Annotated in this window: 22 protein-coding genes and 1 tRNA gene; 18 read left to right on the forward strand and 5 right to left on the reverse strand. The window is 74.8% G+C overall.

All coding sequences use genetic code 11. The features are described 5' to 3' along the window. The first annotated feature begins 83 nt into the window (after nt 1–83). Nucleotides 84–3494, forward strand: a complete 3411-nt coding sequence (locus tag LG324_RS06600) for a BTAD domain-containing putative transcriptional regulator (RefSeq protein ID WP_404352614.1) — start codon at nt 84–86, stop codon at nt 3492–3494. A 31-nt stretch (nt 3495–3525) separates the two neighbouring features. On the opposite strand, the gene LG324_RS06605 is transcribed toward LG324_RS06600, so the two are convergent. Beyond that, the gene (locus LG324_RS06605) at nt 3526–4254 is read right to left on the reverse strand and encodes a hemerythrin domain-containing protein (RefSeq protein ID WP_404352615.1); all 729 of its coding nucleotides are present in this window, start codon (nt 4252–4254) and stop codon (nt 3526–3528) included. Between the two features lie 172 nt (nt 4255–4426). Between LG324_RS06605 and LG324_RS06610 the strand changes: the two genes are divergently transcribed. The 9 genes from LG324_RS06610 to LG324_RS06650 all read left to right on the forward strand — a co-directional run bounded on the left by LG324_RS06610 (nt 4427) and on the right by LG324_RS06650 (nt 10951). After that, complete coding sequence (locus tag LG324_RS06610) at nt 4427–5362, forward strand: SDR family oxidoreductase (RefSeq protein ID WP_404352616.1); 936 nt, start codon at nt 4427–4429, stop codon at nt 5360–5362. 117 nt (nt 5363–5479) lie between these two features. Next, a complete protein-coding gene (gene eno, locus LG324_RS06615; protein WP_030528880.1) occupies nt 5480–6769 on the forward strand; it encodes a phosphopyruvate hydratase in 1290 nt (429 codons plus the stop codon). 23 nt (nt 6770–6792) lie between these two features. After that, nucleotides 6793–7404, forward strand: coding sequence for a septum formation initiator family protein (locus LG324_RS06620; protein ID WP_084696823.1), 612 nt, complete (start codon nt 6793–6795; stop codon nt 7402–7404). After that, nucleotides 7401–7931 (forward strand): DUF501 domain-containing protein, encoded by a 531-nt coding sequence (locus LG324_RS06625; protein WP_404352618.1) that lies wholly within the window; start codon nt 7401–7403, stop codon nt 7929–7931. Before LG324_RS06620 ends, LG324_RS06625 begins: the two co-directional genes overlap by 4 nt. Further along, nucleotides 7928–8878, forward strand: a complete 951-nt coding sequence (locus tag LG324_RS06630; RefSeq protein ID WP_404352620.1) for an exopolyphosphatase — start codon at nt 7928–7930, stop codon at nt 8876–8878. Before LG324_RS06625 ends, LG324_RS06630 begins: the two co-directional genes overlap by 4 nt. Before the next feature lie 33 nt (nt 8879–8911). Beyond that, on the forward strand, nt 8912–9328 hold the full coding sequence (locus LG324_RS06635; RefSeq protein ID WP_404352622.1) for a hypothetical protein: 417 nt from the start codon (nt 8912–8914) through the stop codon (nt 9326–9328). Nucleotides 9329–9370: 42 nt separating this feature from the next. Next, nucleotides 9371–9445, forward strand: a tRNA-Leu gene (locus LG324_RS06640). Between the two features lie 316 nt (nt 9446–9761). Then, entirely contained in the window at nt 9762–10610 is an 849-nt protein-coding gene (locus tag LG324_RS06645; protein WP_030528875.1) for a Bax inhibitor-1/YccA family protein, read from the forward strand. Nucleotides 10611–10636: 26 nt separating this feature from the next. Further along, complete coding sequence (locus LG324_RS06650; RefSeq protein ID WP_404352623.1) at nt 10637–10951, forward strand: hypothetical protein; 315 nt, start codon at nt 10637–10639, stop codon at nt 10949–10951. Between the two features lie 102 nt (nt 10952–11053). Here LG324_RS06650 and LG324_RS06655 read toward each other — a convergent pair whose 3' ends face one another. Beyond that, nucleotides 11054–12277, reverse strand: coding sequence for an acetyl-CoA C-acetyltransferase (locus LG324_RS06655; protein ID WP_404352624.1), 1224 nt, complete (start codon nt 12275–12277; stop codon nt 11054–11056). A gap of 191 nt (nt 12278–12468) precedes the next feature. Between LG324_RS06655 and LG324_RS06660 the strand changes: the two genes are divergently transcribed. Continuing rightward, nucleotides 12469–12861, forward strand: coding sequence for a RidA family protein (locus LG324_RS06660; protein WP_030528872.1), 393 nt, complete (start codon nt 12469–12471; stop codon nt 12859–12861). Nucleotides 12862–12878: 17 nt separating this feature from the next. On the opposite strand, the gene LG324_RS06665 is transcribed toward LG324_RS06660, so the two are convergent. Beyond that, on the reverse strand, nt 12879–13928 hold the full coding sequence (locus tag LG324_RS06665) for an SGNH/GDSL hydrolase family protein (protein ID WP_404352625.1): 1050 nt from the start codon (nt 13926–13928) through the stop codon (nt 12879–12881). Between the two features lie 90 nt (nt 13929–14018). On the opposite strand from LG324_RS06665, the gene LG324_RS06670 reads away from it, so the two are divergent. From LG324_RS06670 to LG324_RS06685, 4 genes are read left to right on the forward strand one after another with little or no spacing between them, the layout of a single operon-like run. After that, on the forward strand, nt 14019–14405 hold the full coding sequence (locus LG324_RS06670; RefSeq protein WP_030528870.1) for a thioesterase family protein: 387 nt from the start codon (nt 14019–14021) through the stop codon (nt 14403–14405). Between the two features lie 56 nt (nt 14406–14461). After that, nucleotides 14462–15838 carry a cystathionine beta-synthase gene (locus LG324_RS06675; RefSeq protein WP_404352626.1) on the forward strand — a complete coding sequence of 459 codons (1377 nt, stop codon included), beginning with the start codon at nt 14462–14464 and terminating at the stop codon, nt 15836–15838. 37 nt (nt 15839–15875) lie between these two features. Next, nucleotides 15876–16355 carry a DUF1992 domain-containing protein gene (locus LG324_RS06680; protein WP_404352627.1) on the forward strand — a complete coding sequence of 160 codons (480 nt, stop codon included), beginning with the start codon at nt 15876–15878 and terminating at the stop codon, nt 16353–16355. 56 nt (nt 16356–16411) lie between these two features. Next, entirely contained in the window at nt 16412–18439 is a 2028-nt protein-coding gene (locus LG324_RS06685; protein ID WP_404352628.1) for an FAD-dependent oxidoreductase, read from the forward strand. Between the two features lie 78 nt (nt 18440–18517). On the opposite strand, the gene LG324_RS06690 is transcribed toward LG324_RS06685, so the two are convergent. Next, nucleotides 18518–19126, reverse strand: coding sequence for a TetR family transcriptional regulator (locus LG324_RS06690; protein WP_404352630.1), 609 nt, complete (start codon nt 19124–19126; stop codon nt 18518–18520). A 71-nt stretch (nt 19127–19197) separates the two neighbouring features. Here LG324_RS06690 and LG324_RS06695 point away from each other — a divergent pair, with 71 nt between their 5' ends. The 3 genes from LG324_RS06695 (at nt 19198) to LG324_RS06705 (ending at nt 22702) form a co-directional block, all read left to right on the forward strand. Further along, nucleotides 19198–19707 (forward strand): MarR family winged helix-turn-helix transcriptional regulator, encoded by a 510-nt coding sequence (locus LG324_RS06695; protein WP_207024771.1) that lies wholly within the window; start codon nt 19198–19200, stop codon nt 19705–19707. After that, nucleotides 19704–21398, forward strand: coding sequence for an MDR family MFS transporter (locus tag LG324_RS06700; protein WP_404352632.1), 1695 nt, complete (start codon nt 19704–19706; stop codon nt 21396–21398). Before LG324_RS06695 ends, LG324_RS06700 begins: the two co-directional genes overlap by 4 nt. Before the next feature lie 275 nt (nt 21399–21673). Beyond that, nucleotides 21674–22702, forward strand: a complete 1029-nt coding sequence (locus tag LG324_RS06705) for a hypothetical protein (RefSeq protein ID WP_404352633.1) — start codon at nt 21674–21676, stop codon at nt 22700–22702. Nucleotides 22703–23011: 309 nt separating this feature from the next. Here LG324_RS06705 and msrA read toward each other — a convergent pair whose 3' ends face one another. Further along, entirely contained in the window at nt 23012–23710 is a 699-nt protein-coding gene (gene msrA / locus LG324_RS06710; protein ID WP_030528862.1) for a peptide-methionine (S)-S-oxide reductase MsrA, read from the reverse strand. Nucleotides 23711–23730 lie beyond the last annotated feature (20 nt).

A 23730-nucleotide genomic window follows, 5' to 3' on the forward strand; every position in this document is an offset into this window, starting at 1 on the left:
CCCGACGACCGCGCGCGACGTCCTGCGCGGACTCGCCCTCGCACCCCTTCTGACCTGCGGGCCCGCTGGCTAGGGTGACGCCCGTGAGGGTGCGGGTGCTGGGGAGCACGGCCGTCGACGCCGGTGACGGGCCGGTGGTCCTCGCCGCGCGCCGGCCGCGCAGCATCCTCGCCGCCCTCGCGCTCTCACCCGGTGCGACGACGAGCGCCGACCGGCTGGTCGACCTCGTGTGGGGGGAACGGGCTCCGGCGGGGGCGCTCGGGACCCTCCACTCGTACATCAGCGGCCTGCGGCGCGTCCTCGAGCCCGACCTGGCTCCGCGTGCCCGGCCGACGGTGCTCGTGACGAGCGATGCCGGGTACCGGCTCGCGCTCGACCCCGAGCGGGTCGACGCCGTGGTCTTCGCCCGCGAGGTGCACGCGCGGCACGCGGCGCTCGCGCCGCTGTGGTCGCAGCTGACCACCGGCCCGGACGACGGCTGGCCGACGCGCGACGAGGTGGGTGAGCACGTCGAGGCCCTCGAAGCGGCCCTGCGGACGTGGACGGGCACGGCGTACGCCGACCTCGGCGACCACCCCGACGTGCTGGCGGACCGGGGCGCCCTCGACGAGCTGCGCGCGACGGCGGAGGAGGACACCGCGCTCGGGCTGCTGGCGCTCGGGGAGCACGCCGCGGTGCTCGCGGCCGCCGAGCAGGCCGTGTCCCGTCACCCGCTGCGCGAGCGCAGCCACTGCCTCCGCGCGCTCGCGCTGGTCCGCACCGGTCGGCAGGCGGAGGGGCTGGAGGCGCTGCGCGGGTACCGGCGGCGGCTCGCCGAGGACCTCGGCCTCGACCCCGGGACGGAGGTTCGGGCCCTGGAGGCGGCGGTGCTGCGCCAGGACCCGGCGCTCGGCCGGTGGCTCGCACCGGCTGCCGGGCCGGCGCCCGACCGGCCGGCCGCCCGGGAGCGGGCGGCCACCGACGCTGCCGGGCCGGCTCCGGCCGTCGCCCTCGGCGGCTGGCCGCTCGTGGGGCGCGAGCGCGAACGGGCGGCCCTCGTCGACCTCCTCTCCGCCGCGGCCGCAGGGCGCCCCGGGCACCTCCTCGTGGTCGGCGACCCGGGGGCCGGCAAGACGCGCCTCGTCGACGACGTCGTCGACCAGGCCCACGACCGGGGGATGGTGTCGGCCGTCGGCCGCTGCTCGCAGGACGACGGGGCGCCGCCCTTCTGGCCCTGGTTCGCCCTCCTCGAGGGCCTGGGCATCGACCCGCCCGAGGACCTGGTCGACACCGATGGCGACGACGGCGACGGCGCCGCCCGGGCCTTCGCCGTCCAGGACGCCCTGGCGCAGGCGGTGCGGCGGCGGTCGCGCGACGACCCGGTGCTCCTCGTGGTCGAGGACCTGCACTGGGCCGACACGCGCACCCTCCGTGCCCTGGCGCACCTCGTCACCTCGCTGCGCCCGGGGGACCACGTCGCCCTCGTCCTGACCCGCCGCAGCCGGCCCGCACCCGTGGGGGCGCTCGCCGACCTCGGCGCGGCCCTGGCCCGGCACGGCGGCCGCACGCTGGAGCCGGTCGGCCTCGCCCCGGCGCAGGCCCGCGAGCTCGTGGCGGCGGTGTCCGGGGCCGACCGGGCGCCGTCCGCCGTGGAGGTCGACGACTGGTGCGCCCGGACCGGCGGCAACCCGTTCTTCCTCGTCGAGCTCGCGCGGCTCGCCGCCGCCCCCGGCGGCTGGCGGGGCGAGGTCCCGGAGTCGGTGCAGGTCGTCGTCGCGCGCCGCCTGGCGGACCTGCCCGAGGACACGCGCGAGGTCCTGCTCGTGTCCGCGGCGCTCGGGCGGGCGCACTCCCCGCTCCTGCTCGCGCACGTCGGCGGGTGGGACCCGGCCCGGGTCGCCGAGCTCCTCGAGCCCGCGGAGGAGGCCGGGATCGTGCACCACCGGGACGACGGGTCCCTGGCGTTCGAGCACGCCCTCACCCGGGACGCCGTCCTCGCCACCGCGACCACGGCGGCGGTGGCGCGGACCCACGCGCGCATCGCCCACGCGCTCGCGAGCGTGGCGGACGCCTCGGTGCCGGCGGCCCAGCGCGACTTCGACCTCGCCCACCACTGGCTCGCCGCGGGGCCCGTCCACGCACCGCGCGCGTGGCGTGCCGCCGAGGGTGCGGCCCAGCGCGCACGTCGCCTGTTCGCCAACGTCGAGGCCACCGACCTCTACCGCTCGGCGCTCGACGCGCACGCCCTCGACCCCGCCGGCACGCGGGAGGAGCGCTACGACCTGCTGCTCGCCTACTCCGAGGCGGCGGCCCACTCGGGGCGGTGGCGCCGAGTCGTCGAGGCCGTCGTCGAGGCGGTGGCCCTGGCCCGTGCGGCCGAGGACCCGGAGCGCGTGGCCCGCGCGGCCTCCGAGCTCACCCGCTACTCGGTGTGGACGCCGCAGGAGATGGGCGAGGTGGACGAGGACCTCCTCGACGACCTGCGCGCGGCGCTCGCGGCCTCGGGGGCGCAGGACTCCCCGGCCCGCTGCGTCCTCATGCTGGCGCTCGCCGTGCAGCTGTACTACCGCTGGGGGAGCGAGCCGGAGGTGGACGCCCTCGTCGACGAGGGGACCGCGATGGCGCGGCGTCTCGGCGACCGGCCACTGCTCGCGTGGGCCGCGCACGCCGGCTGGATCGCGCTCTGGCGACCCACCGAGCTCGCCCGTCGCACCCGGCTGGCGGACGAGGAGCTCGCCGCCGCCGCGGGTGGCGAGGACGCCGCGGCCGAGGCGCTCGCCCACCTGACCCGGGCCGGTACCGCGATCGAGCACGGCGACCTCGACGGATGGGTGGCCGGGTCGGAGGCCGCGGACCGGATCGCCCGTCGCCGGCGGCTCGCCTACGTCGAGTACGTTCTGCACTTCGTCCGCTTCTCGCTCGCGACGCTGCGGGACGAGGACGCCGCGGCGGACGCGCACGCCGCGGCCATGCGCTCGATGCAGGACGGTCTCGCGACGCCTGCGCTCGAGCAGAACGAGTTCGGGATCCTCTACAGCACCGCCACGTGGCGGCCGGGGGTGGCCGACCAGCTCGTCGACCCGCTCTACGCCGAGTTCGTCGCCGAGCCGTTCGACCTCGGGCGGTGGGCGATGCTCCACCTCCTGGCCCTCGTCGACCGTGAGGACGCGCTCCGCAGCGAGCTCGAGCGGGTCCCGATGCCGCCGTTCCGCAACCGCTGGTGGCACACCGCCGAGGCCGCTGCCCACGTGCTGGTCGCGGCGCGACTGCGGGACCCCCGCCTGGCGCGTGAGGCCGTCGACGCGCTGCGCCCGTCCGAGGGCACGATGGCCCTGACCGGGATCTCGCTCGTCAACGGGCCGGTCGACGGCTACCTCGCCCTCGGGCTCGCGGTGCTGGGCGAGACGGAGGAGGCGGCGCGGCTCGCGGACCGGGCCGAGCTCATGGCCGACCGCTGGGGGATGAGCGCGTACACGCGGATGCTGGCCGGGGAACGGGCCCGGCTCGGGTTCTGACCTCGAGCGGACCCGTTCGCGCCGGACCAGGTCAGCCCTCGGCGTACCGGAACGCCGTCGCCTCGCGCCGTTCGAACCGGCGGCGCACGACGAGGTGCAGCACCCGGTACGCGGGCCCGGCCATCGCGAACATCCGGTCCCTGCCCTCCTGCGGGAGCCGGTGCAGCGCCCAGCCGACGACGAAGCCGATGTCGCCGGCCTTGTACGACCGGCCGATGGCCTTCTCGACGCCGTCGAACTCCGCCGGCGTCATGACCCGCTGCACGAGCGGCAGGACGACGGTCTCCTCGTGCCGGAGGTGCGCGTCGAGCACCTCGCGCAGGCCCGCGACCCGGATCTCGACGGCGTGACGGTGGACGTCGCACGGGTGGTCGGCCATCGCCCGGAAGGCGTCGGCGCACGCGGAGATGAGCGGGTCGATGCCCTCGTGCTCCTCGCTCATCGCGCGGACCTCGGCCGCGTCCGCCGGCGTGCCGCGCTCTGCGACCGCGCCGGCGAGGACCGGCCAGTACAGCTCGTCCTCGGCGGTGTGGTGGTGGTGCAGGGTCGAGGCGAACCGACCCCAGCGCGCGACGAGCGCCTCCCAGACGGCGGTCTCGCCGACGGGGGTCCGGTGGGCGGCCGACGCGAAGGCGGCGAGGTCCCGGCGGAAGGCGTGGTGCATCACGTACATGCCGGTGTGGTCCAGCGGACCGTCGGCGACGTGGGTCTGGCCGGGCAGGTCCAGCTGGCCCCGGGTGGTCGTCGTGGTGGTGGACATCGCTCTCTCCTCGTGGTCGGGGGTCGGGCCCCGCTGTCGTGGTGGTGCGACCACCGTCGACGGCTGCGCTTGGGTGCGGCTTGGGCGCTGGGTCCGCGACGCCGCAAGGGCCGCCCAAGCGGGGCCGACGAGGGTCGACCCGACACCCCGTCGACCACCAGAAGGAGCCCTCGTGCCCACCACCTCCAGCCGCCCGGTCCCCTCCGGGCGCCGCGTCCTCGTCATCGGAGCCACCGGCCTCGTGGGCCGGGAGGTCGTCCGGGCGCTGCGCGAGCGCGGCGCCACCCCCGCGGTCCTCGTCCGAGACCCCGCCCGCCTGGGCTCCCACGAGGGCGTCGAGGTCGTCGTGGGCGACCTGCGCGACGCCGCGTCGGTGCGCCGGGCCGTCGCCGGCGCCGACGTCGTTTTCCACGTCTCGCCGCACGAGCCCGACGAGGTCGCGCTGACGACCACGGTCGTCGAGGCGTGCGAGGCCGCGGGGACGCGGCTGGTCTTCGCCGGGGTCCACGCCGTCGGTCGCACCGCCCTGCACGGGTGGCTGCTGCGCCGCCTCTACGGCGTGCTGCTGCCCCGCTACCGCGGCAAGCTCGCGCTCGCGCGCCGGGTCGAGCGCTCGGCGACCACCCCCGTCGTCCTCGTCCCGTCCAACTTCATGCAGAACGACGAGGTCCTCCTCGACGTGCTGCGCGCCGGCGAGCACGTCCACCCGGCCCACCCGAAGGGCCTCAACCGGGTCGACCTGCGCGACCTCGGTGAGGTGGCCGCGCGCATCCTCCTCGACCCCGAGTTCCCGTCCGGCACCCACGCGGTCGTCGGTCCGCGCTCGCTCACGGGTCCGGAGTGCGCCCGGATCTGGTCCGAGGCGCTCGGCCACCCGGTCGCCTACCGCGGGGACGACGACGAGGCCCTCGACCGGGCCCTGCGCGCGCACCTGACCGGCCACCGGCTCGAGGACTGGCGCTCGTCGATGCGGGTCATCCGCCGAATGGCCGTCGTCGCCACGCCGGCGCAGCTCGCCGACACCGAGCGGCTGCTCGGCCGGCGCCCGACCGACCTGCGCGAGATGGCCGCGCGCGTCGTGGCGGAGCACGCCGTGGGCGTCGGCTGACGCACGGGCTCGAGGCCGCCGTCCCGGGGCGTCCGGGGAGCGGGTCGGTCCCGGCCGACCCGCTCCGCCCCGGCTAGGCTCGGCAGGAAACGTGTCCCCACCCTCCCGGGAGTTCCTGTGGCCAGCATCGAGGCAGTAGGCGCGCGCGAGATCCTCGACTCGCGCGGCAACCCCACCGTCGAGGTCGAGGTCGCCCTCGACGACGGCACCGTCGCCCGCGCGGCGGTCCCCAGCGGCGCGTCGACCGGCGCGTTCGAGGCCGTCGAGCGCCGTGACGGCGACAAGGGTCGCTACGGCGGCAAGGGCGTCGAGAAGGCCGTCGACGCGGTCATCGACGAGCTCGGCCCGAAGCTCCTCGGCTTCGAGGCGAGCGAGCAGCGACTCGTCGACGCCGAGATGCTCGCCATCGACGGCAGCGCGAACAAGGAGAAGGTCGGCGCCAACGCCATCCTCGGCGTCTCGCTCGCCGTGGCCCGCGCCGCGGCCGACTCGGCCGACCTGCCGCTCTTCCGCTACGTCGGCGGTCCGAACGCGCACGTCCTGCCGGTGCCGATGATGAACATCCTCAACGGCGGCAGCCACGCGGACTCCAACGTCGACATCCAGGAGTTCATGATCGCGCCGATCGGCGCCGAGTCCTTCCGCGAGGCACTGCGCTGGGGCGCGGAGGTCTACCACGCGCTCAAGTCGGTGCTCAAGGAGAAGGGCCTCGCGACCGGTCTCGGCGACGAGGGCGGCTTCGCGCCGAACCTCGAGTCCAACCGCGCCGCGCTAGACCTCATCCTCGAGGCGATCGAGAAGGCCGGCTACACCCCGGGCGAGCAGATCGCGCTGGCGCTCGACGTCGCCGCGTCCGAGTTCTACGACGACGGCTCCTACACCTTCGAGGGCGGCACGAAGAGCGCTGACGAGATGGTCGACTACTACGCCGACCTCGTCGCCTCCTACCCGCTCGTGTCCATCGAGGACCCGCTCAACGAGGACGACTGGGAGGGCTGGAAGGCGATGACCGACCGCCTCGGCACCCAGGTGCAGATCGTCGGCGACGACCTCTTCGTCACCAACCCCGAGCGCCTCGCCCGCGGCATCGAGACCGGCACCGCCAACGCGCTCCTGGTCAAGGTCAACCAGATCGGCTCGCTCACCGAGACGCTCGACGCCGTCGACCTCGCGCACCGCAACGGCTACCGCTGCATGATGAGCCACCGCTCGGGCGAGACCGAGGACGTGACGATCGCCGACCTCGCGGTCGCGACGAACTGCGGCCAGATCAAGACCGGTGCCCCGGCCCGGTCCGAGCGCGTCGCGAAGTACAACCAGCTCCTGCGCATCGAGGAGGAGCTCGACGACGCCGCGGTCTACGCCGGCGCGGGCGCCTTCCCGCGCTTCGCCGCCCGCCAGGGCTGAGCCGAGCCGGAGGAGCCAGGCCGATGGCCACCAGCCGCAGCACCGGACCCGCGTCGCGCCCGCCGCGACGCGGGTCCGCGGCGCGCCCGGCGTCGAAGGCCGGCTCCGCCCGGTCCTCGACGCGCTCGTCCACCCGGTCGGCGTCCGCCTCACCGCGGCCCTCGACCACCGGCACGACGACGGCGAAGGTGGTGCGGCGCACCCCGACCGGCTGGCGCGGCCAGGTCGGCGGGGCGATGTCGAACCGGATGGTGCGGCGCACGGCGGTGCTCGCGAGCATCGCCATCTTCCTCGTCGTGCTGCTCACCTCCTCGGTCGCCGCGTGGCTGCACCAGCAGGGGCAGATCGCCGCGCTGCGCGACAAGGTCAGCAGCCAGGAGGCCGACGTCGCGTCGCTGCGCGAGGAGCGCCAGCGGTGGGAGGACCCGGCCTACGTCGAGCAGCAGGCCCGGCAGCGGCTGAAGTTCGTCCGCCCCGGTGAGCGCGCCTACACCGTCCTCGACCCCGAGGCGACGAAGGACACCGGCCCCGCGACCACGGGTCCCGGTGCGGGAGAGGCCACCCCGGCTCTGCCCTGGTACGACGGCGTGTGGCAGTCCGTCCGCACCGCCGACGCCCCCGGGGCCCGGCGATGACCGCGAGCCCCGACCTGCCGCCCGTCGCGCAGGAGGACCTCGACGCCGTCTCCCGCCAGCTCGGCCGCACGGCCCGTGGGGTCGCTGCCGTCGGCCACCGCTGCCCGTGCGGCGAGCCCGACGTCGTGCGCACCGAGCCGCGCCTGCCCGACGGCACGCCGTTCCCGACCTCGTTCTACGCCACCTGCCCCCGGCTCACCGGCGCGATCTCCACGCTCGAGAGCCAGGGCGTCATGCGCGAGATGACCGAGCGCCTCGGCACCGACGACGACCTGCGCGCCGGCTACGAGGCCGCGCACGCCGACTACCTCGCGCGCCGCGCCGAGCTCGGTGACGTGTCGGAGGTGGCCGGCATCTCCGCCGGCGGGATGCCGACGCGCGTCAAGTGCCTCCACGTCCTCGTCGCCCACTCGCTGGCCGCCGGCCCGGGCGTCAACCCGCTCGGCGACGAGGCCCTCGACCTGCTCGACCCCTGGTGGGAGCGTGGCTCCTGCGCCGCGGACGCCGCCGCGGGGGAGCGCGCGTGACCCGTCGGGTCGCCGCCGTCGACTGCGGCACCAACTCGATCCGCCTGCTCGTCGCCGACGTCGGTGACGACGGGCTCCTGACCGACGTCGTCCGCCGGATGGAGGTCGTGCGGCTCGGCCAGGGCATCGACCGGACCGGCGTCATCGCGCCGGAGGCCATGGAGCGCACGCTCGCCGCGGCGGCCGGCTACGCCGCGACCTGCCGCGAGCTGGGGGCGGAGCGCGTGCGGTTCGTCGCCACCTCCGCCTCGCGCGACGCCCGCAACGCCGACGAGTTCGTCGCCGGGGTGCGCGACGCCTTCGGCGACCTCGACGTCACGCCCGAGGTCGTCGCCGGAGAGGTGGAGGCGCGGCTGTCCTTCACCGGGGCCACCGGCGACCTGCGCCGGCTCGGCATCCCCGGGCCCTACCTCGTCGTCGACCTCGGCGGCGGCTCCACCGAGCTGGTCCGCGGCAGCGACGACGTCGAGGCCGGGCGGTCGGTCGACGTCGGTTGCGTCCGGATGACCGAGCGCCACCTGGCCGGCGACCCGCCGACCCCCGAGCAGACCGACGCCGCGCGCCGCGACGTCCGGGCCGCGCTCGACGCCGCCGAGGAGGCCGTCGACCTGCACGGCCTCGCCGCGGTCGTCGGCCTGGCGGGCTCCATCACGACCGTCACCGCCCACGCACTCGGGCTCGGCGGCTACGACCGCGACGCCATCCACCTCGCCGAGGTCCCGCACGCCGGCCACCGCGCCTCGTGCGCGGCCCTCCTCGCGATGCCGCGGGCCGAGCGGGCCGCGCTGCCGTACATGCACCCCGGCCGGGTCGACGTCATCGGCGCCGGCGCACTCGTCTGGGACGAGGTGCTCGCCCGGGTCGCCGACCGGTCGCCGGGCGTGCGGGTGGTCACGAGCGAGCACGACATCCTTGACGGCATCGCCCTGTCGGTCGCGGACGGCTGACGCGGGCCGTCCGCTGTGGCAGGCTCCCGGCCCATGGGTGCCGAGGCGGACGAGCGGACGGGGCCGCCGGCGCACCTGCTCCTCGTGCGGCTCATGGCGGGGCTGTCCGGGCTGCTCGCCCTGGCGCTCGTGGTGCTCGGGTTCGTCGTCCCGACCTCGCAGCTGCCCGTCGTGCTCGCGGGGGCGGTCGTCGGGCTCGTCGGGGTCGTCGGCTGCGTCATCCTCGCGGCGTCGCTGCGGCGCGACACCGCGCCGGCCGCGCTGCGGGGGAGCGCGGTGGGCGTGCTGATGCTGCTGGCCGCCGCGGTCCTCCTCGCGCCGGCCGTCGTCTGGCTCGTCGCGGGCGGGCCGGAGGCGTTCACGACCCTCGGCCTGAGCACGGTCGCGCTGCCCGCCGGGGTGGCCGTCGCGGCCGTCCTCGCCGGCCCGGCCCTCGGGCGCGACGCCTGAGGCCTGCGCCGGCCGAGCGGGCCGGCGCGCTACGGTGTGCCCGCCCCCGTAGCCCAACCGGCAGAGGCAGGCGCCTTAAAAGCGCCCCAGGTGCGGGTTCGACTCCCGTCGGGGGCGCGCAGCGCCCCCGCAGGGAGTCGGGAGGAGCCCGAACGGAGTGAGGGCGACGGTTCCCGTCGGGGGCGCGCAGCGCCCCCGCAGGGAGTCGGGAGGAGCCCGAACGGAGTGAGGGCGACGGTTCCCGTCGGGGGCGCGCAGCGCCCCTGATCTCTTCCCCCGGATGTGTATGAAGAACGTCGGCGGGGCGATGTTCTTCACACACGTTCGCGGGGAGGGGTGCGACGCGGTCTCAGCGGGAACTCAGCAACGGGCTCGCACGTCTAGGCTGTACGAACACGGTGACCCCCACCGCCACGACCAGCACGGAGGAACGATGGCCAACAACCCGGCCTTCAACCGGATGGAGCAGGACGCCCGCAACGGGTACGCCGGCTTCCGGTCCACCCCCGCCCCGCAGCAGGCCGACCCGATGAGCCCCCAGCAGCTGCAGGACATGTACAACGCGCCGTCGGCGATGCGCCCCGGCACCGAGCGCGCCGTGACGATGGACGACGTCGTCATGAAGACGCTGAGCCTCTTCGCCATCGTCCTCGTGACCGGTGCCGTCGGCTGGTACCTCTCGGCGACGAGCCAGGTCCTCGGCCTCGCGGCCTGGGGCATCGGCCTGGTCGCCATCCTGGGCCTGGGCATCGCCATCGCGGTCAAGAAGACGCTCAGCGTCCCGCTCATCGTCACGTACGCGGTGTTCGAGGGCCTCTTCGTCGGGGCGATCAGCCAGACCTACTCCGGCGCCTTCGACGACCCGGGCACCCCGGCCTTCCAAGGCATCGTCGCGCAGGCCGTGCTGGCCACCCTGGCGACCTTCGCCGGCATGTTCCTGGCCTACAAGACCGGCCTGATCAAGGTCACCGCCAAGTTCCGCCGCATCGTGACGATGATGGTCTTCGGGTACGTGATCTTCGGATTCATCAACCTGGCGTACGCGCTCATCTCCGGTCAGCCCTTCGGCATCGGAGGCAGCGGGATGCTCGGCATCGGCATCTCCCTGTTCGCCGTCGGCCTCGCAGCGACGATGCTCGCGCTCGACTTCGACTCCATCGAGTACGCCATCCGCACCGGCGCCCCGCAGAAGTACTCGTGGCTCCTCGCGCACGGCCTCGTCGTCACGCTCGTCTGGCTCTACCTCGAGTTCCTCCGGCTTCTCGGTCGGCTCCGCAACTGACCGGACCCAGCACCGACGACGCCGGGGTGGCCCACGCCGCCCCGGCGTCGTCGTCCCCGGACGTCCTCGACGGCCCGGCGCGCACCGAGCTCGAGCGCATCCGGCGTCGGTGGGCGCAGCTGCCGCTGGCCACGGCGCAGGAGCAGAGCAGTGCCCTGCGCGCCCTCGCCGAGCACCTCGCGGGCCTGACGGCGCCCGGCGTCCCGCTGGCGGACCTCGGCCCGGCCGCACTGCCCGACCAGCTGGCCGTGCTCGCGTGGGACGCCGTCGCAGCCGGCGGGCCGGAGGCGGCCGCCGACGTCACCGAGCGGCTGGTCGCCCTCCGCCGCGCCCTCCCCTGACCCGGCCCACGCGCACCCACTCACTGCGCATCCGCCACCTGCGGGAGGCCTCCGAGGAGGTCCCGAGGTGGCGGATGCGCAACCAGTCGGGGGTGACGGGCGTCAGGAGAGGCGCTCGACGACGATGGCCATGCCCTGGCCGCCGCCGACGCACATCGTCTCGAGGCCGAACTGGCCGTCACGGGCCTGCAGCCCGTTGAGGAGCGTCGTCATGATCCGGGTGCCGGTGGAGCCGAAGGGGTGCCCGAGGGCGATGGCCCCGCCGTGGACGTTGAGCTTGTCGAGGTCCATCCCGAGGTCGTCGGCGCTGGGCAGCACCTGGGCGGCGAAGGCCTCGTTGATCTCGTAGAGGTCCATGTCGTCGATGGTCATGCTGGCGCGGGCGAGCGCCTGGCGCGAGGCCTCGACCGGGCCGAGGCCCATGATCTCGGGGGAGAGCGCCGAGACCCCGGTCGAGACGATGCGCGCGAGCGGGGTCAGGCCGAGCTCCTTGGCGCGGGTGTCGCTCATGACGACGACACCGGACGCGCCGTCGTTGAGCGGGCAGCAGTTGCCCGCGGTGACGGTGCCGTTCTCGCGGAAGACCGGCTGCAGGCCCTGCACGCCCTCCAGCGTCACGCCCGCTCGCGGGCCGTCGTCGGTGGACACGACCGTGCCGTCGGCGAGCGTGACGGGGAGGATCTCGCGGGCGAAGAAGCCGTCGGCGATCGCCTTCTCGGCCCGGTTCTGGCTCGTGACGCCCCACTCGTCCTGGCGCTGCCTCGAGACACCGCGCAGCGTCGCGACGTTCTCGGCGGTCTGGCCCATCGCGAGGTAGACGTCGGGCAGGAGGCCCTGCTCACGCGGGTCGGACCAGGTCGTGTTGGCGGCGGCCGTCTCGGCGGAGCGCTCCATCGCCTCGGCGAAGACCGGGTTGAGCGCGTCGGGGTCGGACTCACCGGCGCCGCGGAAGGCCGCGTTGGTCGAGACCGACTCGACGCCGCCGACGACGAACGCGTCGCCCTCGCCGGCCTTGACCGCGTGGAAGGCCATCCGCATCGTCTGGGTCGAGCTGGCGCAGAAGCGGTTGACGGTGGCGCCGGGCAGGCCGTCGAGTCCGGCGAGGACGCCGATGACGCGCGCCATGTTGTTGCCGGCCTTGCCGCTGGGGTCGGCGCAGCCCCAGTACAGGTCGTCGAGGGTGGTCGGGTCGAGCCCGGGCAGCTGCTCGAGGAGGCCGTGGACGACCTGCGCCGACAGGTCGTCGGGCCGGACCTCGCGCAGGGAGCCCTTGAAGGCGCGCCCGATCGGGGTGCGGGCGGTGGCGACGATGACGGCCTGGGTCACGGGGTCCTCCTGGCGGTGGTCGACGGGCGGGCCACGGGCCCACCTCGCGAGGTGAGCGAGCGCTCACCACGGGTCGCACCAGCCTAGGCCGCGACCCGGGAGGAGGGAACCGGGACGGCACGTGGGGTGGGTCTCGTCGGGCGTGCCCGCGAGGGGTCGTGCATCCGGGCGCGGAGGGACATGATGGCCCCATGGGCACCTCGCGCAGCCGGGCATCCTCCGGGTCTCCGTACGAAGCGACCGTCGGGTTCGCCCGCGCCGTCCGCGTCGGGAACCACGTCGCCGTCTCCGGCACGGCACCGATCGGTGAGAACGGCCAGGTCAGCAAGGACGCCGGCCAGCAGACCCGCCGCTGCTGGGAGATCGCGCTCGGCGCGCTCGCCGAGCTCGGCGGGCGGCCGGAGGACGTCGTCCGCACCCGGCACTACGTGACCGACCTCGACGTCGTCGACGCCGTCTCGGCCGTGCACGGCGAGATCTTCGGCGACATCCGGCCGGCCAGCACGATGGTTCGCGTGGCGGGGCTCATCGACGAGCGCTGGCTCGTCGAGGTCGAGCTCGACGCCATCGTCGGCGACGACTGAGGCGCGCGGCCCGCGGCTCAGCCGGCGGTGCTCGCGCCCTCGTCGGCCCCGGTGACGGCAGGGCCCCCGGCCGGGGGAGCGCCTCCGGGACGGCGGCGCAGGAGCACCGCCCACCGCCCGCGGGGGCCTCGGTCCTGGCCGGCGATCTCGGTCGGCGACACCTCGGTGCCCGCCTCACGCACGGCCTGGCCGGCGGCGACGGCCACCGGGTTGACGCCCTCGCCGCGGCGCGGCTCGGGGGCGCGGTCGCCCGTGTCCTCGCCCCAGACGCGCAGGGCGGCGCAGACGCTCGGCAGCAGCACGGCGGCGGCGCGGGCGTAGCCGGCCGCCGAGGGGTGGAACTGGTCGGCGCTGAACATCTCGCGGGGCCGGGCGCGGAACTCCGGCCCGAGCAGGTCGCCGAGCGAGACGGTGCGGCCGCCGGCCTCGACGACCGCGACGGTCTGGGCGGCGGCGAGGTCGCGCGACCACCGCCGCATGAGGGTGCGCAGCGGCTGGTGGATCGGCTCGATGGTCCCGAGGTCGGGGCAGGTGCCGACGACGACCTCGCAGCCCAGGGCCCGGATGCGCCGGACCGTCTGCTCGAGGTGACGGACGGCGGCGGCGCGCTCGATCCGGTGGGTCACGTCGTTGGCGCCGACCATGACGAGGACGACGTCGGGCCGCATCACGTCCTCGAGGGCGTTGGCCAGCTGGCGCTCGAGGTCGCTGGACTCCGCCCCGACGACGGCCCGGTTGGTCAGCCGGACCGGGCGACCCGTCAGGGCCGCGACGCCGTTGGCGACGATCGCCCCGACGGTCTCGTGGGGCTCGTCGGCGCCCATCCCGGCGGCCGAGGAGTCGCCGAGGACGACGATCTCCCACGGCGTGCCGTGCCCGGCGCCGTAGACGCCGTCGTCGTCGGGCGAGGTGTCGAACGGGCGGCCGATGAGGCGGCGCGCGATGGCCGCCTCGGTCTTGATGACGCCCCAGCCGAGCGCACCGAGGGCGGCTCCGGCCGCGGCGAGGCCGCCCCCGCCGTACGCGGCGGTGGCGGCGATCCTGCGAGCCCTGCGTGCGCGGCCCATCGATCCTCCTGCCGGGGTGGACATCCACCGTAGCCCCGGCGGCCGACACCTCGGGCCGGATGCCCCCGGCCGCGCCCCTACCGTGGACGGATGGACACCTGGAGCGGACGGACGGCCGAGGAGACCCGCACGGTCGCACCGGGTGACACCGCCCGGTCGGTGGGGTCCGGCGACCTCCCCGTCCTCGGCACGCCGCGGCTGCTCGCCTGGCTCGAGGCGGCGACGGTGGCGGCGGTGGCCGACGTCCTCGGGCCAGGCGCGACGAGCGTCGGCACCCGGGTCGAGCTCGAGCACAGCGCTCCGAGCGCGGTGGGGGAGCAGGTGACGGTGCGGGCCGAGGTCGTTGGCCACGACGGCCGCCGGCTGCGCTTCGCGGTGCAGGCCCACGACGCCGCGGGGCGCATCCTCGCCGCGGGGACCGTCGAGCGGGTCGTCGTCGACGCGGCGCGGTTCGTCGACCGCCTCGGGCGCGGCTGACCCTCCGCTCGTCGGCGCGCGGGGGTGCCCGCCCGGACCGTGACAGGATGGCGGGCGTGAAGTACGCCGAGCACATCGCAGACCTCGTCGGGGACACCCCCCTCGTCAAGCTCAACTCCGTGACCGAGGGCATCGGGGCGACCGTCCTGGCCAAGGTGGAGTACCTCAACCCGGGCGGGTCGGTGAAGGACCGCATCGCGCTGAAGATGGTCGAGGCCGCCGAGGCCTCCGGCGAGCTCCAGCCGGGCGGCGTCATCGTCGAGCCGACGTCCGGCAACACGGGGGTCGGGCTCGCGCTGGTCGCCCAGCGCAAGGGCTACACCTGCATCTTCGTCTGCCCGGACAAGGTCTCCGAGGACAAGCGCAACGTGCTGCGCGCGTACGGCGCGGAGGTCGTCGTCTGCCCGACGGCGGTCGCGCCGGACCACCCGGACTCGTACTACTCCGTCTCGGACCGGCTCGTCCGCGAGACGCCGAAGGCCTGGAAGCCGGACCAGTACTCCAACCCCAACGGCCCCCTCTCGCACTACGAGAGCACGGGCCCGGAGATCTGGCGCGACACCGACGGCGAGATCACCCACTTCGTGACCGGCGCCGGCACCGGCGGCACGATCAGCGGCGCCGGCCGGTACCTGCGCGAGGTGTCGGCCGACCGCGCGAGCGGCCGCGTCCAGGTCGTCGCCGCCGACCCCGAGGGCTCGGTGTACAGCGGCGGCTCGGGCCGTCCGTACCTCGTCGAGGGCGTCGGCGAGGACTTCTGGCCGAGCGCCTACGACCCCGACCAGGTCGACCGGGTCGAGGCCGTCTCGGACGCCGACTCCTTCGAGATGACCCGCCGACTCGCCCGCGAGGAGGGCCTGCTCGTCGGCGGCTCCTGCGGGATGGCCGTCGTCGCCGCGCTGCGCGTGGCCCGCGAGCTGCCGGACGACGCGGTCGTCGTCGTCCTCCTGCCGGACTCCGGCCGCGGCTACCTCTCGAAGATCTTCAACGACGACTGGATGGCCTCCTACGGGTTCATGAAGGCCGAGAACCAGCGCACTGTCGGCGACGTGCTGCACGCCAAGGCGGGCGACCTGCCCGCGCTCGTGCACACGCACCCGAACGAGACGCTGCGCGACGCCATCGAGATCCTGCGCGAGTACGGCGTCTCGCAGATGCCGGTCGTCAAGGCCGAGCCGCCGGTCGTCTCCGGCGAGGTCGCGGGCGCGGTGTCCGAGCGCGCGCTGCTCGAGGCGCTGTTCACCGGCTCGGCGCACCTCGCCGACCCGGTCGAGAAGCACATGAGCGTGGGCCTGCCGCTCGTCGGCGCCGGCGAGCCGGTCAGCACCGCGCGGCACGAGCTCGAGGGCTCGGACGCGGTGCTCGTCGTCGAGGACGGCAAGCCGGTCGGCGTGCTGACCCGGGCCGACCTGCTCTCCTTCCTCGCCGACTGACGGGCTCCTCCGACCCGTCACGGGTGAGACTGGGGGCATGGTGGACCGGCCCCGGTACGAGTCACCGGTCGAGCGCGCCATCCGGGAGGCCCAGGAGCGCGGCGAGTTCGACGACCTCCCGGGCGCGGGCAAGCCGCTGCGTCTGGAGTACCCCGACGACCCGATGTGGTGGGTGCGGCAGCTCGCCGAGCGCGAGGACCTCGACTTCACCGGTGCGCTGCCGCCGGCTGTCGCCCTCCGCAAGGAGGCCGCGACCTTCCCCGGCTCGCTGCTCGAGCTGCGCACCGAGGAGTCGGTCCGGACCGTGCTCGAGGACTTCAACCGGCGGGTGCGCCGCGACCGGCTGCGCCCGCCGGACCCGCGGATGCCCCCGCTGCTGGCCCCGACGGTCGACGTCGACGACGTCGTCGAGCAGTGGCGGGCGCTGCGAGCATCCTCACAGCCGGTGCAGGTTGACCCGCCGGTAACAACGGGGGAGGCTCGCCCGAGGCGCCGCTGGTGGCGCCGCCGGCACTGACCCGACGGCCGTCCGTCGCGGCCCGGTCGCTGCCGGCGCCCGACGAGGAAGGCCCGATGAGCGACTACCCCCACCTGCTCGCCCCGCTCGACCTCGGCCACGTGACGCTGCCCAACCGGGTCGTCATGGGGTCGATGCACACCGGGCTCGAGGACCGGGCCAAGGACTTCCCGAAGCTCGCCGCCTACCTCGCGGAGCGGGCCGAGGGCGGTGCGTCGCTCATCGTCACCGGCGGCTTCGCCCCGAACCTCGAGGGGACGCTCTACCCCGGCGCCTCGAAGCTGAGCAGCCGCCGTGAGGTGGCGCGCCACCGCCTCGTGACGGACGCCGTCCACGCGGCCGGCGGGCGCATCGCCCTCCAGCTGCTGCACGCCGGCCGGTACGCGTTCACGCCGTGGTGCGTCGCGCCGTCGGCGGTCAAGAGCCCGATCAGCAAGTTCCGCCCGAGGGCGTTGTCCGACAGGGGAGTCCGCCGGCAGATCCGCGCCTTCGCGCGATCGGCGCGGCTGGCCCGCGAGGCCGGGTACGACGGCGTCGAGGTGATGGGGTCCGAGGGGTACCTGATCAACCAGTTCCTCGCGCCGCGCACCAACCGGCGCACCGACCGGTGGGGCGGCAGCGCCGAGAACCGCCGGCGGTTCGCCGTCGAGGTCGTCCGCGCGGTGCGCGAGGCCGCCGGCCCGGACTTCCTCCTCGTCTACCGGATCTCGGTGCTCGACCTCGTCGAGGAGGGCCAGACGTGGGACGAGGTGACGGCCCTGGCCCGCGAGGTCGAGGCGGCCGGCGCGAGCATCCTCAACCTCGGCATCGGCTGGCACGAGGCGCGGGTGCCGACCATCGTCACCTCGGTGCCCCGCGCGGCCTTCGCCGACCACGCGGCCCGGCTGCGCGCGCACGTGGGCATCCCGGTCGTCGCGACCAACCGCATCAACACCCCGGAGGTCGCCGAGCGCGTCCTCGCCGGCGGCGCCGACCTCGTCTCGATGGCCCGCCCGTTCCTCGCCGACCCGCAGTTCGTGCGCAAGGCGGCGCAGGGGCGCGCCGACGAGATCAACACGTGCATCGCCTGCAACCAGGCGTGCCTCGACCACACTTTCGTCAAGCAGCGCGCGACCTGCCTGCTCAACCCGCGCGCGGGCCGCGAGACGGAGCTCGTCATCGGCCGGGCCCCGGTGCGCCGCAAGGTCGTCGTCGTCGGTGGCGGCCCGGCGGGGATGGCCGCCGCCGTCACCGCCGCCGAGCGCGGCCACGAGGTCGAGCTGCTCGAGGGGCGCGACCACCTCGGCGGCCAGTTCGACATCGCGATGCGCATCCCCGGCAAGGAGGAGTTCTCCGAGACGATCCGCTACTTCACGCGCCGCCTCGAGGTGCTCGGCGTGACGGTACGCCTCTCGACGTGGGCCGACGCCGCCGCGCTCGCCGCGGCCGGCGTCGACGACGTCGTGGTGGCGACCGGGGTCACGCCCCGGCTGCCCGACATCCCGGGCATCGACCACCCCTCGGTCGTCACCTACGACCGGCTGGTGCGCGGCGAGCGGGTCGCCGGTCAGCGGGTCGCGGTCATCGGCGCCGGTGGGGTCGGGGTCGACGTGTGCGAGTTCCTGACGACCGACCGCTCGCCCTCGCTCGACGTCGACGCGTGGCGGGCGGAGTGGGGCGTCGGCGACCCCGAACGCACCCGCGGCGGGGTCGAGCGACCGCGACCGGAGGCCAGCCCGCGGGAGGTCGTGCTCCTCCAGCGCAAGGCCACGCCCATCGGCCGGGGGCTCGGCAAGACCACGGGCTGGGTGCATCGGGCGTCGTTGCGCGCCAAGGGGGTCGAGCAGGTGACCGGTGTCGTCGAGTACGAGCGCATCGACGACGAGGGCCTGCACGTGCGGCTCGGCGAGGACGGCTCGCAGCGTCGCGTCATCCCCTGCGACACGGTCGTCGTCTGCACCGGGCAGGACTCGGTGCGCACGCTGGCCGACGAGCTCGAGGAGCGGGGTGTGCGGGTCCACGTCGTCGGGGGAGCGGACGTCGCCGCCGAGCTCGACGCGAAGCGCGCCATCCGGCAGGGCACGGAGGTCGCCGCCGCCCTCTGACCCGCGTCGCCACCCGCGAACGCGTGTGAACCCGCCGGGGACCCCCGGCGATTTCACACGCGTTCGCGGAGAGCGGGGTCAGCGCAGGCCGACGGCGTCGAACGCGGTCTCGAGACGCTGCAGGAGCGAGCCCGTCGAGCCGGCCGCCCGGTGCTGGTGGAACGCTGCGCGCAGGGCGGCCATCGCCGTGCGGGCGGCGAGCCCGGTCGCGAGGTCGTCGGCGGCGTCGGTGCCGGCGCGCTCGTGTGCCGCTTCGACGAGCGCGCTCTCGAGGCGGTGCCCCGCCCCGGCGATGCGCGCCTCGAGCTCGGGCACCCGGGCGGCGAGCTCGCTGCGCATCCGCCAGAGCTCCGGCTCGTCCTCGAACCCGCGCACGTGCTCGGTGAGGACCGCCCGTAGCGCCTGCGGCAGCGACTCGTCCGCCGGGCGCTCGAGCACCGCCTGCCGCAGCTGCTCGGTGCGCGCGGGGTCGGCGCCGACGAGCGCCGCCTCCTTCGTCGGGAAGTAGTTGAAGAAGGTGCGCGGCGAGACGTCGGCCTCGCCCGCGATCTGCTCGACCGTCACCTCCTGCACGCCGTGGGCGAGCGCGAGGCGGACGGCCGCGGTGTGCAGCCGCTGGCGCGTCGCCTCCTTCTTGCGGTCGCGCAGGGAGGGGGTCGCCTCGGAGGTCGCGGAACCCGGTGCCATGCCTCCAGTATGCCCGGTGTGCACGACGAGCAAATTTGCACACTCTGCAAGAACAGGCATATGCTTGTGTCATGCAAGCAACCGCCGACCCGCTCGTCACCGAGCACCTCTCGGCGATGTTCGGACTCCTCAGCCGGGCCCACGTCGTCGAGGGGCCGGTGACCCGTCCCGAGTACACCCTCCTGGCCCTCACCGCGAAGCGCGGCCCCGGGCGCGCGTGCGCCCTCGCCGACGCCGTCGGCCTCGACCAGTCGACGACGAGCCGCCGCGTCAGCGCGCTCGTCGACCGCGGTTTCCTCGAGCGCACCCCGGACCCCGACGACGGCCGGGCCCAGCTCGTCGGCCTCACCGACGCCGGCCGCGAGGTGCTGCTCCAGGAGCGCCGCCGCCGCGAGGAGCTCGTCGCCATCGCCCTCGAGGACTGGGACGAGTCCGACCGCCGCACCCTGGCCGACCTGCTCGGCCGCCTCCAGACCTCCCTCGCGCGCGTCGCGAGGGACCACGACCACCCCGTCCGCAGCGTCGCGGGCCCTGCCCACCCCGCCCCCGAGGCGGCCGACCGCGAGAGGACCACTGCATGACCACCGCGACCACCACGGCTCCCCAGCCGTACAAGCTGAGCCCCGCCTCCCGGCGGGTGTTCGTCGGCCTGATGCTCGGGATGCTCGTCGCCTCCGTGAGCCAGACGATCGTCGGGCCCGCGATGCCGCGCATCGTCTCCGAGCTCGGCGGGATGGACCACTACAGCTGGGTCGCCACCGCCGCCCTCCTCGTCTCGGCGATCACCGTCCCGATCGTCGGCAAGTTCTCCGACCTCTACGGCCGCCGCGGCTTCTACATCGCCGGCCTCGTCGTCTTCATGGTCGGCTCGCTCGTGGCCGGCTTCGCCCAGTCGTTCTGGGTGCTCGTCGCCGCGCGCGCCATCCAGGGCCTCGGCATGGGCACCGTGATGCCGCTGTCGCAGACCATCATCGGCGACATCATCCCGCCGCGTCAGCGCGGCAAGTACCAGGGCCTGATGGGCGCCGTCTTCGGTGTCACGTCGGTCGCCGGCCCGCTCGCCGGCGGGTTCATCACCGACCACTGGGGCTGGCGCTGGCTGTTCTTCGCGGGCATCCCGATCGGTGTCGTCGCGACCGGCTTCATCCTGCGCTTCCTCCACCTGCCGCACGAGCGCCGTGAGGCGAAGGTCGACAGCTGGGGCATCGCCACGCTCGCCGTCGGGCTCACCGCGGTCCTGCTCGCCACCTCGTGGGGCGGCACCTCGTACCCGTGGGGCTCGGCGACCATCATCGGCCTCTACGTGGTCGGCGTCCTCGGGCTCGTGGCCTTCGTGTTCGCCGAGAGCCGCGCCGAGGAGCCGGTCATCCCGCTGCGCCTCTTCCGGTCGCGTGTGTTCACCGCGGCCAACATCGCGAGCTTCGGCCTGGCCATGGTGATGTTCGGCTCGATCATCTACATCCCCGTCTTCGCGCAGGGCGTGCTCGGGGTCGACGCGACGAACTCCGGTCTCATCCTCGCGCCGCTCATGGTCGGCCTCATCGTCATGGGCATCCTCACCGGGCTCGTCATCACGCGGACCGGTGTCTACAAGCCGTTCATGGCCGCCGGGGTCGTCATCATGGGCGCCGGCATCTGGCTCCTCACCCGCCTCACCTTCGAGTCGAGCCAGACGCAGCTCACGCTGGCCATGGTCGTGCTCGGCATCGGCATCGGGATGGCGATGCAGCAGTACACGCTCGTCGTGCAGAACGCCTCCGAGAAGCGTGACCTCGGGGTCGCGACCGCGTCGAGCCAGTTCTTCCGCAACGTCGGGTCGACGGTCGGCATCGCGGTGTTCGGCACCGTGCTGACGAGCGGTCTGGGCGGCGCCATCGCCTCCCACCTCCCGGCCGGGGCCGCGGCCTCGATGCCGGAGGGCGCCGCCAGCGCCGGCTCGGTGCTCGACCCTGCCGCGCTCTCGCAGCTGCCGCCGGCCGTCGCGATCGCCGTGCGCCAGGGGCTCGCGGACCAGCTGCACGAGGTCTTCCTCATCGGTCTCCCGATCGTCGCGCTCGTGCTGCTCGCGACGCTCGCCATCAAGGCTCTCCCGCTGCGCGACAGCAACCACGCGGAGACGCCGGCCGAGAGCGCCGAGCACGCCGGCCACGAGCTCCTCGACACGATGTCGCAGTCCAGCGCGGAGGCTCGCACCACCCCGGCCGCCGCGTCGGAGACGAGCGGCACCACCGACGCCCCGGCTCGCAGGGAGCCGGAGCCCGCCGTGCGCTGACCCCGGTCGCCCGCACGGACGAGGCCCCCCGCTGAACAGGGAGCGGGGGGCCTCCTGCGTGCCCGGGCGCGGAAGCATCTCCCGGCCAGGCAGCGATGACCCCGCACGTGCGGGCTTTGAGTGGTCCGGAAGGTCTCGCGACAGCGATAACCCCGCACGTGCGGGCTTTTCGAGGTTGGCTGGGGGTTAGGACAGCGATAACCCCGCACGTGCGGGATGCCGGGCCTGTGGATGACGCGAGCGCCGTGCGCCCGGATGAGGGCAGGCTCGGTTCCGTGACCGACCAGCCGCTCGACACCTCCCGCCCGTTCCTGGGCGTCGAGGCGATGGAGCGCGGCGTCGCGACCGAGGCATCGCTCCGGGGCCCGCGCTTCCGACGCCTCGTGCACGGCGTCTACGTGGACGCCAAGGCCCCGGTCGACGCCCGCGTCCGCGCGCAGGCAGCGATGCTCGTCGCGCCGGCGGCGACCGTCGTCTCGCGGCACACGGCGGCTGCGCTGTGGGGTGGCGTCGCTCCCGACGACTGGCAGACGCACGTGACGACGCTCCGACCGGATGCCGTCCAGCGGACGGCGGCTCGGGAGGCGCGTTCGCGGGCGAGGGGCGGCGGTCCGGGCTGCTCGGCGCAGGCGCGCCGGCTGCTCGAGTGGGGCCGCATGGACGTCGACGGCGTCGACTCCCGCGTCTCGTCGGACCGCTCGGGCATCACGACCCGCCACGGACTGCGGGTCACGACACCGGAGCGCACGTTCCTCGACTGCGCCGAGGACCTCGACGTCGTCGAGCTCGTCGTGCTCGGCGACAGCCTGGTGCACGCCGGAGTGACGACTCCGGACGCGCTCGTGTCCGCAGCCGCGTCCATCGGCCGGTACCGGCGCCTCGCCCGGCGCGCCGCCGCACTGGTCCGGGTGGGTGTCGACTCGGCGCCCGAGTCGCGGACGAGGATGCTGCTGACGCTCGCGGGACTCCCGGAGCCCGAGACGGACCTGCGCTTCCACGACGCCGACGGGACTGTGCTGCGTCGCGCCGACATGGGGTATCGGCGACGCAAGGTCAGCGTCGAGTACGACGGTCGCCAGCACGCCGAGGACGACCAGCAGTGGGCGGGGGACATCCGTCGTCGCGAGGAGTTCGACGGCTGGGGGTGGCGGATGGTCGTCGTGACGTCTCCCGGGTTGTGGGTCGAGCCGGAGACCACCGTGCAACGCGTGGCCACGGTCCTGTCCGAGCGTGGCGAACGCGTCACGGCCCGGTCCGACGAGTGGCGGCGCTACTTCGGGCCGCGTCACCTCCGCAGCGCCTGACGAGACAACCCCGCACGTGCGGGCTTTTCGTGGTCTGGACCGCGCGCGGACAGCGATAACCACGCACGTGCGGGCTTTTCGAGGGCGGCTGGGATTTCGGACAGCGATAACCCCGCACGTGCGGGCTTTTCGAGGGCGGCTGGGATTTCGGACAGCGATAAACCCGCACGTGCGGGCTTTTCGAGGGCGGCTGGGATTTCGGACAGCGATAACCCCGCACGTGCAGGGTTATCGGGGTCGGGGAGGGGCCGGACGACGACGAGGCCCCCTCTCGGGCGGGAGGGGGCCTCGTCGGACGGTCGGAGGGCGTCAGCCGCGCGGCGGCGCGACGTCCGTCTGGGCCGGGAGGTTGGCGACGCCGACGGGGCAGGTCAGGCCGTTCGGGCCGTGGTTGCAGTAGCCGCCGGGGTTCTTGTGGAGGTACTGCTGGTGGTAGTCCTCGGCGTAGTAGAACGGGCCGGCCTGCTCGGCGGTCGCGATCGTCGTCGTGATGGTCCCGCGCCCGACCTTGGTCAGCTCGCCCTGGAACGCCTCGCGCGTCGCCTCGGCGGCCGCGGCCTGGCCGGGGGTCGTCGTGAAGATGGCCGAGCGGTAGGCGGTGCCGACGTCGTTGTACTGCCGGTTGCCCTGCGTCGGGTCGTGGTTCTCCCAGAACGCCTTGAGCAGCAGCTCGGGGGAGGTGACGGTGGGGTCGTAGGCGACGAGAACGGCCTCGGCGTGCCCGGTCCGGCCGGTGCAGGTCTCCTCGTACGTCGGATTGGGCGTGAAGCCGCCCATGTAGCCGGCCGCCGTCGTCACGACGCCGGGCAGCTTCCAGAAGATGCGCTCGACGCCCCAGAAGCAGCCCATCGCCACGTACAGCACCTCGGTGCCGTCGGGCCACGGACCCTCCAGGGGGGTGCCGAGCACCTCGTGGGTCGTGGGCACCGGGAAGATCCGGTGCTCGCGGCCCGGCAGGGCCTCCTCGCGGGTGGGGAGGGTGGTCTTCGCACTCGAACCGAAAAGCATGTGTAGTCCAACCGCCGGCA

It is taken from the genome of Phycicoccus jejuensis (assembly GCF_044797865.1).
Lineage (GTDB): Bacteria > Actinomycetota > Actinomycetes > Actinomycetales > Dermatophilaceae > Phycicoccus > Phycicoccus jejuensis.